At 73.5% G+C, this 13870-nt stretch carries 15 protein-coding genes; 10 read left to right on the forward strand and 5 right to left on the reverse strand.

Annotated features, from left to right (window positions below; translation table 11 throughout):
- Window positions 1-123: 123 nt before the first annotated feature.
- The gene (locus tag N1F89_RS10965; RefSeq protein ID WP_290084038.1) at window positions 124-1074 is read right to left on the reverse strand and encodes a glycine--tRNA ligase subunit alpha; all 951 of its coding nucleotides are present in this window, start codon (window positions 1072-1074) and stop codon (window positions 124-126) included.
- A gap of 233 nt (window positions 1075-1307) precedes the next feature.
- On the opposite strand from N1F89_RS10965, the gene N1F89_RS10970 reads away from it, so the two are divergent.
- Window positions 1308-1598, forward strand: a complete 291-nt coding sequence (locus N1F89_RS10970; protein ID WP_290084040.1) for a hypothetical protein — start codon at window positions 1308-1310, stop codon at window positions 1596-1598.
- 36 nt (window positions 1599-1634) lie between these two features.
- Here the strand turns inward: N1F89_RS10970 and N1F89_RS10975 are convergent, their stop codons facing one another.
- Window positions 1635-3659, reverse strand: coding sequence for a tetratricopeptide repeat protein (locus N1F89_RS10975; RefSeq protein WP_290084042.1), 2025 nt, complete (start codon window positions 3657-3659; stop codon window positions 1635-1637).
- A 119-nt stretch (window positions 3660-3778) separates the two neighbouring features.
- Window positions 3779-4795, reverse strand: coding sequence for a polyprenyl synthetase family protein (locus tag N1F89_RS10980; RefSeq protein ID WP_290084044.1), 1017 nt, complete (start codon window positions 4793-4795; stop codon window positions 3779-3781).
- A 155-nt stretch (window positions 4796-4950) separates the two neighbouring features.
- Here N1F89_RS10980 and N1F89_RS10985 point away from each other — a divergent pair, with 155 nt between their 5' ends.
- The 6 genes from N1F89_RS10985 (at window position 4951) to moaB (ending at window position 8740) form a co-directional block, all read left to right on the forward strand.
- Window positions 4951-5175: a DUF2007 domain-containing protein gene (locus tag N1F89_RS10985; protein WP_290084046.1), complete on the forward strand. Its 225-nt coding sequence runs from the start codon at window positions 4951-4953 to the stop codon at window positions 5173-5175.
- A gap of 8 nt (window positions 5176-5183) precedes the next feature.
- A complete protein-coding gene (locus N1F89_RS10990; protein ID WP_290084048.1) occupies window positions 5184-5966 on the forward strand; it encodes a methyltransferase in 783 nt (260 codons plus the stop codon).
- Window positions 5967-6060: 94 nt separating this feature from the next.
- Window positions 6061-6924, forward strand: coding sequence for a S49 family peptidase (locus N1F89_RS10995; protein ID WP_290084049.1), 864 nt, complete (start codon window positions 6061-6063; stop codon window positions 6922-6924).
- Window positions 6925-6995: 71 nt separating this feature from the next.
- A complete protein-coding gene (locus tag N1F89_RS11000; protein ID WP_290084051.1) occupies window positions 6996-7181 on the forward strand; it encodes a hypothetical protein in 186 nt (61 codons plus the stop codon).
- A 133-nt stretch (window positions 7182-7314) separates the two neighbouring features.
- Window positions 7315-8199: a 4-(cytidine 5'-diphospho)-2-C-methyl-D-erythritol kinase gene (locus N1F89_RS11005; RefSeq protein ID WP_290084053.1), complete on the forward strand. Its 885-nt coding sequence runs from the start codon at window positions 7315-7317 to the stop codon at window positions 8197-8199.
- The gene (gene moaB, locus N1F89_RS11010; protein ID WP_290084055.1) at window positions 8192-8740 is read left to right on the forward strand and encodes a molybdenum cofactor biosynthesis protein B; all 549 of its coding nucleotides are present in this window, start codon (window positions 8192-8194) and stop codon (window positions 8738-8740) included. Before N1F89_RS11005 ends, moaB begins: the two co-directional genes overlap by 8 nt.
- Before the next feature lie 7 nt (window positions 8741-8747).
- Here moaB and N1F89_RS11015 read toward each other — a convergent pair whose 3' ends face one another.
- Together N1F89_RS11015 and N1F89_RS11020 are read right to left on the reverse strand one after the other, a co-directional pair.
- Window positions 8748-9215 carry a hypothetical protein gene (locus tag N1F89_RS11015; RefSeq protein WP_290084057.1) on the reverse strand — a complete coding sequence of 156 codons (468 nt, stop codon included), beginning with the start codon at window positions 9213-9215 and terminating at the stop codon, window positions 8748-8750.
- 147 nt (window positions 9216-9362) lie between these two features.
- Window positions 9363-10274, reverse strand: a complete 912-nt coding sequence (locus N1F89_RS11020; RefSeq protein WP_290084058.1) for a hypothetical protein — start codon at window positions 10272-10274, stop codon at window positions 9363-9365.
- Window positions 10275-10539: 265 nt separating this feature from the next.
- Between N1F89_RS11020 and N1F89_RS11025 the strand changes: the two genes are divergently transcribed.
- The 3 genes from N1F89_RS11025 to N1F89_RS11035 all read left to right on the forward strand — a co-directional run bounded on the left by N1F89_RS11025 (window position 10540) and on the right by N1F89_RS11035 (window position 13760).
- Window positions 10540-11499 (forward strand): L-threonylcarbamoyladenylate synthase, encoded by a 960-nt coding sequence (locus N1F89_RS11025; RefSeq protein ID WP_290084060.1) that lies wholly within the window; start codon window positions 10540-10542, stop codon window positions 11497-11499.
- Window positions 11500-11576: 77 nt separating this feature from the next.
- Window positions 11577-13007, forward strand: coding sequence for an FAD-binding oxidoreductase (locus N1F89_RS11030; RefSeq protein WP_290084061.1), 1431 nt, complete (start codon window positions 11577-11579; stop codon window positions 13005-13007).
- Between the two features lie 189 nt (window positions 13008-13196).
- Window positions 13197-13760, forward strand: coding sequence for a DUF6101 family protein (locus N1F89_RS11035; protein ID WP_290084063.1), 564 nt, complete (start codon window positions 13197-13199; stop codon window positions 13758-13760).
- The last annotated feature ends 110 nt before the right edge of the window (window positions 13761-13870 follow it).

Here is a 13870-nt window from a genome sequence, read left to right on the forward strand (position 1 = left end):
CGTCGGGTCCTCCTCCCGCGGGGCGGTCCGCACCCGTCGCCGCCCCGTGCGCATTGAAGCGCAAGGCCGCCCGGCGCGCGAGCGGCTGCCGCGCGCTTCACGCAAATGTGTTGGGCAGGCGCCTCAGGCGGCCGAGCGCGCGCCGGCGCCGCCGGCTTCCGTCTGCAGGTAGGCCTCGCCGCAACGGCGCGCCAGGTTGCGCACGCGCAGGATGTAGCTCTGCCGCTCGGTCACCGAGATGACGCCGCGCGCGTCGAGCAGGTTGAAGACGTGGCTCGCCTTGATGCACTGGTCGTAGGCCGGCAGGACGCAGCGGTGCAGGCCGCCCTCGGCGGCCGGCGCGCCGGCGTCGAGCAGCGCCGTGCATTCGCGCTCGGCGTCCTCGAAGTGGCGGAACAGCGGCGCCGTGTCGGCCAGCTCGAAATTGTAGCGCGAATACTCCTGCTCGGCCTGCAGGAAGACGTCGCCGTAGCTCACCCGCTGCGCGCCCTCCAGGCCGTTGAAGTTGAGGTCGTAGACGTTGTCGACGCCCTGCACATACATCGCCAGCCGCTCCAGCCCGTAGGTCAGCTCGCCCGACACCGGCGCGCACTCGAAGCCGCAGACCTGCTGGAAGTAGGTGAACTGCGAGACCTCCATGCCGTCGCACCAGCACTCCCAGCCGAGCCCCCAGGCGCCCAGCGTCGGGCTTTCCCAGTCGTCCTCGACGAAGCGCAGGTCGTGCGTCAGCGGGTCGATGCCGATCGCCTCGAGCGAGCCGAGATAGAGCTCCTGCAGGTTGGGCGGGTTCGGCTTCAGGATCACCTGGTACTGGTAGTAGTGCTGCAGCCGGTTGGGGTTCTCGCCGTAGCGGCCGTCCTTGGGCCGCCGCGAGGGCTGCACATAGGCCGCGTTCCACGGCCGCGGGCCGAGCGCGCGCAGCGTGGTGGCCGGATGGAAGGTGCCGGCGCCGACCTCCATGTCGTAGGGCTGCAGGATGACGCAGCCGCGCTCGGCCCAGTAGCCGTGCAGCGTCAGGATCAGCCCCTGGAAGGAGCGGCTGGGATGCATGTGGGCGGGCAGGCCGGCGTTCACGGGAGCGGTCCTCGGCTCGGATGCGGGGGTTGCGCGGCCGTGGTAGAGCGGCCCGGCCGGCCGGTCAACCGGGCCCGCGCGCGGCCGCGCCGCGGGCCGCTCGCGCGAAAGTGATGGCCGGTGAGGGGTGTCGCGGCCCGGCCTCGCGCCCTACGGTGCCCCTACGGTGCAAGGAAAGGCGCCGCGGCGCGGACCGAGCCGCCGTGCCGGCGCCGTCGAGAGGAGATTGCCCGATGACCCGCATTGTCGCCGCCGCCCTGTTCGCGCTCGCCGCCGCCGCGCCCGCCGCCGCGCAGAACTTTCCCACCGGCGAGCGCAACTCCAACATGCGCGATTCCGTGACCGGCTATCTGTGCGTGACGCCCGGGTGCGACGTGGTGCGGCTGCCGCAGTCGAACTGCATCTGCGAGAAGCAGAACCCCAACGAGCAGCGGCTTTCCGACCTGCGGCTCGAATGCTTCACGCGCCAGGGGGGCGGCTGGGTCGCCTGTCCGGTGACGCCGCGCTACGGCGCCGGCAACTGAGGACCGGCAGCCGGGGGAAGGCCGTCCGCCGGCGCCTCAGCGCGGCGCCGGCATGCGCAGCTCCTGGCCGGGCCGGATCAGGTCCGGATTGCCCTGCAGCGCCGGATTGGCCTCCAGGATGTCGATGTAGAGATCGCCGCGGCCGAGCCGGTCGACGGCGATCGACCACAGCGTCTCGCCCGGCTTGACGACGTAGGTGGCGGGCACGCCGCCGGCCGCCTCGTCGTCGGCCGGCATCGCGTCCTGCATCGCCGCGCCGCCGGCCGCGGGCGCCTGCGCCACCATCACCGGTTCCTCCGGCTGCGGCGCGGCCGCCTCGTCCTCCGGCGCGGCCGTCTCGTCCTGCGGCGGCAGGCCTTCCTCCAGCTTGCGCTCGACGGCGGCCAGCACGTCGGGCTCCGGCTCCAGGTCGCGGGCGTGCGACCACTGGAAGCGCGCCTCCAGCCGGCGCCCGGCACGCCAGTAGGCGTCGCCGAGATGGTCGTTGAGGATCGGGTCCGACGGCTTCAGCGACACCGCCCGCTCGAGCTCTTGCACCGCCTCCTCGAAGCGGCCCAGCCGGTAGTAGGCCCAGCCGAGCGAATCGACGATGTAGCCGTCGCTCGGGCGCAGCTCGACCGCGCGGCGGATCATCTCGAGCGCCTCCTCGAGATTGCGGTTCATGTCGACCAGGCTGTAGCCGAGATAGTTCAGCACCTGCGGCTGCTCGGGATAGAGCTCCAGCGCCTTGCGCAGGTTGGGCTCGGCCTTCTCCCACTGCTTGAGCCGCTCATAGGCGATGCCGCGCTGGTAGTAGATGTTCCAGTGCTCGCGCTCCGGCGTGTCGATGCGCGTCACGGCGCGGTCGTAGACCTCGGCCGCGGCGGCGAAGTCCTTGCGCGCGGCGTGCACGCTGCCGAGCGCCACATAGGCGCGCATGTCGTCCGGGTCGGCGGCCAGCGCCGCCGTCAGATGCTCGATCGCCTCCTCGTGGCGCTCGAGATCGGCCAGGTTGAGGCCGAGCTGCAGCTCGGCCACGCGCTTCATCGGCGAGCTGTCGGGCACCTGCTCGTAGAGCGCGATGGCGCGTTCGGGCTCGTTCTGCCGCTCGGCCACCGAGGCGAGCTCGATCAGCGTGGCGGCGTCGTCGGGCCGCAGCGCACGGGCGTATTGCAGGTAGAGCCGCACGAAGGATTCGCTGCCGCCGCGGTTGAGCGCGCTCGCCAGGTTGAGCAGGATCTCGCCGGCGCCCGCCGCCGGGCCGGCCACCGGCGGGCTGACGCTCTCGCCCGCCGCGATGCGCTCGCGCAGCGCCAGCGTCGCGGCGCGCCCGGTGATGAACTCCTCCGCCGCGTCGAGGGTCGCCAGCGCCTGCTCGCGCTCGCCGCGGCCGGCCTGGTAGGCGGCATAGGCCTCCACCGCGCGCATGTAGGTGTCGGGCGCGCCCGCGCCGGCGACCTTGTCGTCGAGGATCGCCTCGAAGGCCGCCACCGCGACGTCGTCGCGGCCCGCGCCGGCCGCCACCAGGGCGCGGTGATAGGTGGTGAAGATGTCGTACCACTCCGGTCCCGACAGCCCGTCGAGCTGGTCGAGCGCAGCCGACGTGTCGCCTTCGCCCTGGCTCGCCCAGGCGCTCATCACGCCGGTGATCAGCCGGTCGAGATCGCTTTCCAGCACGATCTCCAGCCAGTCGCGGGCATCGCCGAAGGCGCCCTCGCGCATCGCGTCGACGGCGAGCGCCAGCCGCGAGAAGCGCTCGACCTCGGGCACCGACTTGAGCTTCTGCGCATAGGGCAGGGCGGCGTCGAAATCGCCGTTCGAGATCAGCGCCAGCAGAAGGCCCTGCTGCAGCGCCTGGTTGTCGGGGTCGAACGACAGCGCCCGCTCGTAGAACGCGATGGCCGCGTCGAGGTCGTTGTCGAGCTCGGCCGCGCGCGCCGCCAGGAAGGCGCCGGAGAAGGAGGTGGTGGCGACGATCCTGTCGGTCTCGTCGGCCTCCTGGCCGCCGGCCGGCGTGCCGGTGAGCGCGATGACCGCCGCCAGGGCCAGGGCGCGCGTGAGGTCGTGACGTTTGAGCCGCATCGGTTCCTTTCCAGCCATGGGCATGCGCAGCGTGGACTCGCCGGTTGCACTCGCGCTGCACTGAGACACGACAAGCATGGCCTTTTTGCGGACGCCCCGCAACGCCGCGGGCGGCGCGCTCAGGTCACCCGGCTGATGCAGAAGTCGATGACCTCGAGCATGGCCGCCTTCTCCGGCGTGTCGCGGAGCGGCGCCAGCGCGTCGCGGGCGATCTCGCCGAAATGGCGCGCCCGGCCGATCGTGTCGCCGATGGCGCCGTGCCGGGCCATCAGGCCGAGCGCCTTGTCCAGCGCGGCGTCGTCGTTCTCGGCGTCCTCGATGGCGCGCTTCCAGAAGGCGCGCTCCTCGGCGCTGCCGCGCCGGTAGCTGAGGATCACCGGCAGCGTCACCTTGCCTTCGCGGAAGTCGTCGCCGACGTTCTTGCCGAGCTCCTGCGCGCTGCCGCCGTAGTCGAGCGCGTCGTCGACGAGCTGGAAGGCCAGCCCGAGATTGGTGCCGTAGGAGCGCAGCGCCGCGCGGTCGGCGCGCGTCGCCTCGGCGATCACCGGGCCGACCTCGGCGGCGGCCGAGAACAGCGCCGCCGTCTTGGCCCTGATGACGGCGAGATACTCGTCCTCGGTCGTCTCCAGGTTCTTGGCCACGCCGAGCTGCATGACCTCGCCCTCGGCGATCACCGCGGCGGCCGCCGACAGGATGTCGAGCGCCTCGAGCGAGCCGACCTCGACCATCATGCGGAAGGCCTGGCCGAGCAGGAAGTCGCCGACCAGCACGCTCGCCTGGTTGCCCCAGATGGTGCGCGCGGTGTTCTTGCCGCGCCGCAGGTCGCTCTCGTCGACGACGTCGTCGTGCAAGAGCGTGGCGGTGTGCATGAACTCGACGCTGGTCGCCAGCTTGACGTGGCTGTCGCCGGAATAGCCGAACATCTGCGCCGCCGCGAGGGTGACCATCGGTCTCAGCCGCTTGCCGCCGGACGAGATCAGGTGGCGCGCCACCTCGGGAATGAGCTCGACGTCCGAGCCCGCTTTCGACAGGATCAGCTCGTTCACCCGCGCCATGTCGGCCGCCGTCAGCTCCACGAGCGGCGCGATCGAGGCCTCGCCGCGCTGGCCGCTGCCGATGTTCAGTACTACACCCACGTCGTTCTCCTCTCCGCGGCCGCGCTGCTGCAGCCGTCCCGGCTGATGATTCTAGGGCGCCGGCCCGGCCCGCGGCAAGCGGCGAATTGGCGCTGCGGCCGGCGCCGCCGACGCGCGCCGTTTACAAGCGGCCGGCAAACTGCAAACGTCGCGCCATGGTCGAACTGTTCCGGACCAACGACCCGGTCCTCATCTCCTTCGTTGAAAGCCTGCTGCGCGACGCCGACATCGGCTGCTTCGTGGCCGACCAGAACATGAGCATCATGGAAGGCTCGCTCGGCATCCTGCCGCGCCGCATCCTGGTCGATGCCGACGAGGCCGAGCGCGCCCGCCGCCTGCTGCGCGACGCCGGCATCGGCGGCGAGATCGGCGAAGCGTGAGCGCGGCCATGGCCGACGCCGGGGCCGCGGACGCCGTCACCGTCGACGCCTTCTTCCGCGGCGGCTTCCACCTCGTGCAGCCGGCCGGGCGCGGCCATCGCGCCGGCCTTGACGCGCTGCTGGTGGCCGCGGCCGTGCCGGACGGCTTCGCCGGCCACGCCGTCGACCTCGGTGCCGGCGCCGGTGCGGCCGGCCTCGCCGTCGCCGCGCGCTGCCCGGCCGCGCGCGTCACCCTGGTCGACAACGCGCCGCAGATGCTGGCCTGCGCCGAGCGCAGCCTCGCCCTGCCGCAGAACGCCCATCTGCGCGCCCGCGCCGGCGTGCTCGCCGCCGACGTGGCGCTGGCGGGGGCCGCGCGCGCCGCCGCCGGGCTGGCCGACAACAGCTTCGATTTCGCGATCATGAACCCGCCCTTCAACGCGGCCTGCGACCGTGCCACGCCCGACGCGCTGCGCCGCGCCGCGCACGTCATGCCCGACGGGCTTCTCGAGCGCTGGCTGCGCACGGCCGCCGCCGTGCTGCGCCCGCGCGGCGGGCTCGCCGCGATCGCCCGGCCGCAGGCGCTCGGCGCGCTGATCGCCGCCTGCGCGGGCCGCTTCGGCGATCTGGCCGTCGTGCCGGTCCATCCGCGCGCCGACGCCGCGGCGATCCGCGTCGTGCTGCGCGCCAGGAAGGGCGCGCGCGGCGCGCTGCAGCTCGCGCCGCCGCTGGTGCTGCACGCGGAAGGCCGCGCGCTCTCGCCCGCCGCCGAGGCGATCGTCAACGGCCGCGCGCCGCTGTTCGCCGGCTGAGCCCGCCGCGCCGGCGGCCGCAGTCGCAGGGCCCATTGCGCCGTCGCCGCGAATGCCTAAATGGATGAGGGCCCGAGAACGGAGACCGCTTTCAGTGTTGCGATCCTTGAGCCTCGCCCTGCCGAGGTCGATGCGCAGAGATGCGCCGACCATCCCCGTCGTCCGCCTCAACGGGGCGATCATGGCGTCGGGCAGCCAGTTCCGCCAGCATCTGTCGCTCGCCGCCACGGCGGGCGTGCTTCAGAAGGCGTTCTCCTTTCCCCGGGCGCCGGCCGTCGCCATCTCGGTCAACTCGCCGGGCGGCTCGCCGGTGCAGTCGCGGCTGATCTACCGCCGCATCCGCGACCTGGCGGCCGAGAAGAACAAGACCGTGCTCGTCTTCGTCGAGGACGTCGCGGCGTCGGGCGGCTACATGATCGCGCTCGCCGGCGACGAGATCATCGCCGATCCCTCCTCGATCGTCGGCTCGATCGGCGTCGTGTCGGCCTCCTTCGGCTTCCACGACCTGATCAAGAAGATCGGCGTCGAGCGCCGGCTCTACACCGCCGGGCGCAACAAGGCCGTGCTCGATCCCTTCCAGCCGGAGAAGGAGGAGGACGTCGAGCGGCTGAAGCGCCTGCAGCTCGACGTGCACGAGACCTTCATCGACATCGTCCGCGAGCGCCGCGGCGACAAGCTGGCCGACGATCCCGACCTGTTCACCGGGCTGTTCTGGACCGGCCGGCGCGGCGTCGAGCTCGGTCTGGTCGACGGCCTCGGCGACATGCGCTCGGTGCTGCGCGAGCGCTATGGCGACAAGACGCGGCTGCGGCTCGTCACGCCGCCGCGCGGCCTGTTCGGCCGCCGCCTCGGCTTCTTCGGCATCGGTGCGGCCGGGGCCGGGCTCGGCGCGGCCGTTCTGGGCGGTGCGGCCGAGGCCGCCGAGGAGCGCGCCCTGTGGGGACGCTACGGGCTTTGACAGGGCGCGAAAGCGGCGTAACATTTCGCACGCCGCTCGCCGTGCCGGGCTGAACGGAGGATGCCTGGATCATGCCGCAACTGATCTTCTTCGGTCTCGTCGGCGTCGCCGCCATCGTCGGCTATCGCGCGCTGGTGCGCGAGGCCGAGCGCGTCACCCAGCGCGTGCGGCGGGCCGAGAAGGAGGCGTCCACGCGCGCCGACGGCACGCTGGTCCAGGACCCCGAGACCGGCGAGTACAGGCTCGTCAAGGACTGACCGCAGCGCCGGGCCGGGACGCGGCCGGGCCGGCGGCGCGGGTCCGGGGCGTCGTGGTCCGGTGAACCGATTTTGTCGCATCGTCGCGAGGCGAGCTGGTTCCGCGCCGCTGCAACATGCTCTAAGGGGGCGCATGGCCGAACCCCAGACCATGGCCGCCCCGGCCAAGGTGAACCTCGCCCTGCACGTCACCGGGCAGCGCGCCGACGGCTATCATCTGATCGACAGCCTGGTGGTCTTCGCGGCGGCCGGCGACCGGCTCTCGGCCGAGCCGGCCGAGACCGACGAGGTGCGCGTGACCGGCCGCTTCGCTGCGCGCGTGCCGCTCGACGGCGCCAACATCGCCGTGCAGGCGCGCGACGCGCTGCGCGCCCGGCTCGGCGCCGCGGCGCGGCCGGTGCGGCTGGTGCTGGAGAAGAACCTGCCGGTCGCCGCCGGCATCGGCGGCGGCTCGAGCGACGCGGCCGCGGCGCTGCGCCTGCTGTCGCGCCACTGGCGCGCCGACCTGGGCGAGGAGGCGCTCGCGGCGGTCGGCCTTCGCCTCGGTGCCGACGTGCCGATGTGCCTGGCCGGCCGGCCGCTCGTCGCCCGCAACATCGGCGACGCGGTCGAGCCGCTGCCGCGCTTTCCGGCGCTGCCCATGGTGCTCGCCAATCCCGGCGCGCCGCTGTCGACGCCGGCGGTGTTCTCGGCCCTGCGGACGCGCGACAACCCGCCGCTGCCGCGGCTGGCGGCCGCCGCCGACCGCGCCGCGCTGATCGACTGGCTGGCCGCCACGCGCAACGATCTCGAGGCGCCGGCGCGCCAACTGCTGCCGGAGATCGACGACGTCCTCGACGCGCTCGGGCGGACCGGCGCGCTGGTCGCGCGCATGTCGGGCTCGGGCGCCACCTGCTTCGGCGTCTACGCCGACAGCGATGCGGCCGGGGCCGCCGCCGCGGCGCTGGCGGCGGCGCAGCCGGCCTGGTTCGTCGCCGCCACCAGCAGCCTCGCCGCACAGGAGAACGACCATGGTTGATGCCCCGGCCGAACGGCCCTTCGTGCCCGTCCGCTTCGCGGTGCTGACCGTTTCCGACAGCCGCACGCTCGACGACGACCGCTCCGGCGACACGCTGGCCGGGCGCATCGCCGAGGCCGGCCACGCGCTCGCCGACCGGCGCATCGTGCGCGACGAGGTGGCGGCGATCCGCGAGACGGTCGGCGCCTGGTGCGACGATCCCGCCGTCGACGCGGTGCTGACGACCGGCGGCACCGGCTTCACCGGCCGCGACGTGGCGCCCGAGGCGCTGGAGCCGCTGTTCGACAAGCGCATGGACGGCTTCTCCGTCCTGTTCCACCGCATCTCCTACGACAAGATCGGCACGTCGACCGTGCAGTCGCGTGCCACCGCGGGGCTGATCCGGCAGACCTTCGTCTTCGTCCTGCCGGGCTCGCCGGGCGCCTGCCGCGACGCCTGGGACGCGATCCTCAAGGACCAGTTCGACTACCGTCACCGGCCGTGCAACTTCGTCGAGATCATGCCGCGCCTCGACGAGCATCTGCGCCGCGGCAAGGCGTGATGCGGCGTCAGCCGAACACGTAGACGGCGAGCGCCACGGCGATCACCGTCAGCACGCTGGTCGACTGGCCGAGCCGCGGCGCCCAGGCCGGCGGCGGCGTGCCGCGCGCCGCGCGGGCGAAGATCGCGTTGAGCGCCAGCACCACGGCGAGCAGCAGCGCGGCGACCGCCAGCTTGGCGACGAACGCCCAGCCGAGCGGCGCGGCGTCGTAGTCGGCGATCCACAGCCACAGTCCGGTCAGCCAGATGAGCACGATGCCGGCGAGCCCGAGCCGGCCGAACAAGGGCCGCAGCCCGAGCAGCGCGGCCGGCGGCGCGCCGCCGGCACACCGCGCCTGCATCGCCACCATCATGTTGCCGAACCCCGCACCCGCGCCGAGCATCAGCGCGAACAGGTGCAGGAACTTCATGAGCCCGTCCATCGCCGGTCCCCCCGAATTGGCCGCGTCGTGGCGGTCGCCGGCATGCTTTCGCATCGGCCGCCGGCCGGTCAAGAGCGCGGCGGCGCGGCGCCATGTGCGCTAGAGCCGCTCTGCGTTTCGCGGAATCGCAGATCGACTCTAACGCATTGTTTTCATGCGTTTCCGAACGGTGAACCGGTGTCCACTTCGCCTGGAAACGCTCTACTCCGGCAGGCGCGTCGGCGGCGGTGTCGGCCCCGGCGGCTCGGCCGGCTCGCGCTTCGGCTCCGGCGGCGGCGGGGCGGCGGGACGCGGTGGCGGCGGCGGCGCGGGCTGCGGTTCGGGCGGCGCGCTTCCGGCCACCGGCGTCGGCTCGGGCGGCGCGGCGGCGGCCGGCGCGGCGCGGCGGAACGGCGCCCCCGACACCCCGCCGCGGATCACGACCGGCAGCGCGCGCGGCCGGTTCGTCGGCGCCGGGCCGGCGACGGCGGAGACCGTCTCGAAGGTGACCGGCGGCACCGCCTCGAGCGCGATCATCGACGCGCTGATCGCCGCGACCTCGGAGGCCGGAGCGATGTCGCGGCCGACCATCGCGCGCCCGGCACCGCCGGGATAGGGGTAGTCGAGCGCGATCTGCGGCTGCGCGGCGACGGCGAGCAGTCCCGGTGCCGCACCGCCCGGATAGGGATAGGCGAGGGGAGCGGCGGCCGCCAGCGCATGGGCCGGCGCGTCGCCGCCGGGATAGGGATAGGCGAGCGCCGGTCCGGGCGGCGGCGCCGGGTCAGCCACGTCGGACGGCGCCGCCGGCGGCGGCGTCATGGCGATCATCGAGGCGCTCATGGCGGCGAAGCGGCCGGCGGTGCCGCTGCTTGCCACAGCGTCGTGCGGTGCGGGTGCCGCCGGCGCCGCGGCGAGCCGTGGCGCGCCGCCTGCCGGGTGCGGATAGCGCAGCGCCGGCATGGCGGGCGGGGTCGCCGCCTGCCGCACCGCCCCTGCCGGCTTCGCCGCGGCGTCGAGCACCAGCATCGACGGCCCGGCCCGTTCCGTCATCGGCGCGAGCACGACGAAGGACGAGGCGTGCGCGGCGGCGGGTGCGACCGTGCACCAGACGAGGAGGGCCGGCAGAAGACGCATGACTGGCAGTGGGCTCTCGCGTGGTTCTGATTGTGCATCATTGCGGGAACGGAATGCGCCGAACCGGCAAAACCGTAGCATCGGGGGGATTAACAAAACGGTGACGCAGCGGCACGTGCCGGCGGGCGCGGCCCGTCGGCCATCGCGCGCGGCGTGCTAAGGACGCGGTCGCTTCCCGGACGGGCACGGCGTGCCATTGCGAAAACCGGTTCCGGTTTCCCGGCCGATGCGCTACAGCGCGGCGGTTGTGCCGGAGCGTGGATCCATGGCCGAAATCCTGCCCGTTGAGGAGGCGCTCGAGCGTGCCGTCGCGCTGCTTGCGGCGGGCGAGGTCGTCGCGCTGCCGACCGAGACGGTGTACGGTCTGGCCGCCGACGCGACCCGCGGCGACGCCGTCGCGCGCATCTTCGAGGCCAAGGGCCGGCCGCGCTTCAACCCGCTCATCGTGCATGTCGACGGCCTGGCGATGGCCGAGCGTCTGGCCCGCTTCGATCCGCTGTCGCGGCGCCTCGCCGAAGCCTTCTGGGCGGGACCGCTGACGCTCGTCCTGCCGTTGCGGCCGGACGGCCCGATCCATCCGCTGGTCACCGCCGGGCTCGACACCGTGGCGCTGCGCTGGCCGGTCGGCTTCGCCGCGCGCGTGGTCGGCGCGCTGGGGCGACCGATCGCCGCGCCGAGCGCCAATCCGTCCGGCCGCGTCAGCGCCACCACGGCGGCGGCCGTCGCCGAAGGGCTCGGCGCGCGCATCCCGCTGGTCGTCGACGGCGGACCGACGCCGGTCGGCCTGGAATCGACCATCGTTCAGGTTGCCGAGGGCCGGCTGCGCCTGCTCAGGCCGGGCGGCGTGCCGGCCGGCGAGATCGAGCGCGTCGCCGGCCTGCCGCTCGAACGGCCCGGCGGTCCGGTGGTGGCGCCCGGCATGCTCGCCTCGCACTACGCGCCGGCCGCCGGCCTGCGGCTTGCCGCGCGCGCCGTGGCGCCCGGCGAGGCGCTGCTCGCCTTCGGCCCGACGCGCGCCGCCGGGGCCGACCGCGCGGCGATGGTGCTCAACCTGTCGCCCGCCGGCGACCTGCGCGAGGCGGCCGCCAACCTGTTTTCCCATCTCGCCCGGCTCGACGGGAGCGGCGCGGCCGTGATCGCCGTCGAGCCGGTGCCCGAAACGGGCCTCGGCGAGGCGATCAACGACCGGCTGGCGCGCGCCGCCGCGCCGCGTCCGCCGTCGTGATCCGCACGTGCGGATTTGCCGTGCTGCGGCGCGGCGGGGGGAGTCCACTCGGCGGCAAGATGGTCTAGGGTCGGGCCATGCAGACCGACACCGAAACCCTGCCCGCGCCGCTCGTCGAGCGTTTCGCCGCCATTGTCGGCGCCCGCCACGCGCTGCGCGATGCGGCCGCCGTCGCACCCTACGGCCGCGAGCTGCGCGGCCTCTTTCCCGGCCGGCCCGGCCTCGTCCTCAGGCCCGCCGACACCGACGAGGTGAGCCGCATCCTGGCGCTCGCCAGCGAGACCGGCACGCCGGTGGTGCCGCAGGGCGGCAACACCGGGCTGGTCGGCGGCCAGATGCCCGACGCCTCGGGCCGCGAGGTCGTCCTGTCGCTGGCGCGCCTCGACCGCATCCGCGAGATCGACGCCGATTCGGCGACCATGACGGTGGAGGCCGGCGCCGTGCTGCAGGCGGTGCAGGAGGCGGCCGCCGCACGCGACCTGCTCTACCCGCTGTCGCTCGGCTCGCAGGGCTCGTGCCAGATCGGCGGCACCCTGTCGTCGAACGCCGGCGGCATCGCCGTGCTTGCCTATGGTAACGCGCGCGAGCTGTGCCTCGGGCTCGAGGTGGTGCTGCCGACCGGCGAGGTGCTCGACGACCTGCGCAAGCTGAAGAAGGACAACACCGGCTACGATCTGAAGAACCTGTTCATCGGCGCGGAGGGCACGCTCGGCGTCATCACCGCGGCCGTTCTCAAGCTGGTGCCGATGCCGCGGGGCCGCGACATCGCCTGGGCCGGCCTCGCCTCGCCGGACAGGGCGCTGGCGCTGTTCCGGCTGGCCTCGGCGCGCGCCGGCGCCGCGCTCACCGCCTTCGAGCTGGTCGGCCGCACGCCGATGGACTTCACGCTGCGCCACATGCCCGGCGCCGCCGCGCCGCTTTCCGGCGCGCACGACTGGTACGTGATGCTCGAGCTGTCGTCCGGCCGCTCGGCGGACGAATCGCGCGCGATGGCCGAGCAGGTGCTGGCAGAGGCGCTGGAGAAGGGGCTGGTCGACGACGCCGTGGTGTCGCGCAGCGAGACGCAGGTCGCCGCCTTCCGCGCCCTGCGCGAGACCATGTCGGAGGCGCAGCGGCCCGAGGGCGCCTCCATCAAGCACGACATCTCGGTGCCGGTGGTGGCGATTCCCGGCTTCATCGACCGCGCCGCCGCGCTGGTCGAGGCGATCGTGCCGGGCAGCCGGGTGGTGTGCTTCGGCCACATGGGCGACGGCAACCTGCACTACAACGTCTCGCAGCCGGCCGGCGGCGACGCCGCCGCCTTCATGGCGCGCTACGGCGAGGTCAACGCCGCCGTGCACGACCTGGTGCGCGCGCTCGGCGGCTCGTTCTCGGCCGAGCACGGCATCGGCCGGCTGAAGCGCGACGAGCTGGCCGCCACCGCGCCGCCGCTCGCCCTCGACCTGATGCGCCGCATCAAGCACGCCTTCGATCCCGCCGGCATCATGAATCCCGGCAAGGTCATCTGAGCGGGTCTGCCGCGCCCGCCCCTCGGTCCGCTCGGGATTCGCTAACCATCGGGTGGATCAGCAAAATTTAACCGAACTTCTAGACCCGGCAGTAAGACCCGCGGCGCTAGGGTGCCTTCCACAACGAGGCCGGACCACCGGCCCGGAGAGAACCGGAACACCGGCTCTCAGGAGAGACAGGAAGGCGCAATGAACACAGGTCTGAAGCCCGTATGGGCGGGCCGCCAGATGCGGCTCGACCCCTTTCGGCTGCCGCAGGCGGTCAGCTACGCCGCCCACGACGACTACGGCGAGGTGACCTTCACCATCGGCCAGCGCGGCGTCACCATGAAGCGGGTGCTGGCCAGGAGCGGCCTGCCGGCGAGCTTCGCCCTGCCGGCGAGCGCCTTTCGCGGCGTCGCGGCGCGGGCGCTGGAGGACGAGTTCGGCGAGGTCACGGTGACGCTCGAGCTGCTGCACGACGATCCCATGCTGTCGGTGCCGCTGCTGGTCGCCGGCGACCTCGACGACGTGGCGGCCGACTGGCGCGCCTGGGCCGCCGCCTACCGGCTGCCGATGCTGCTGTTCGAGGCCGACGGCGTGGCGCGCGCGCTCGAGGAATCGATCGGCCCGGTGAAGACCGCGCCGCCGCAGGAGCGGCGCCGCCCGCGCGGGCCGCTGGCGCAGCGGCCGCGTTTCCTGGCGCGACGCAAGACCGGCAGGCTCGGCCTGCGGCTGGTGGTCGACGGCGACGAGATCATCGCCCGCCGCTGAGCGGCGGGCGGCACGGCCTATAGCGTTTCCAGGCGAAGTGGAAACCGGTTCGCCGTTCGGAAACGCGTGAAAACAATGAGTTAGAGCCGATCTGCGATTCCGTGAAACGC

This window comes from Aquibium sp. A9E412 (assembly GCF_030398335.1).
GTDB lineage: Bacteria > Pseudomonadota > Alphaproteobacteria > Rhizobiales > Rhizobiaceae > A9E412.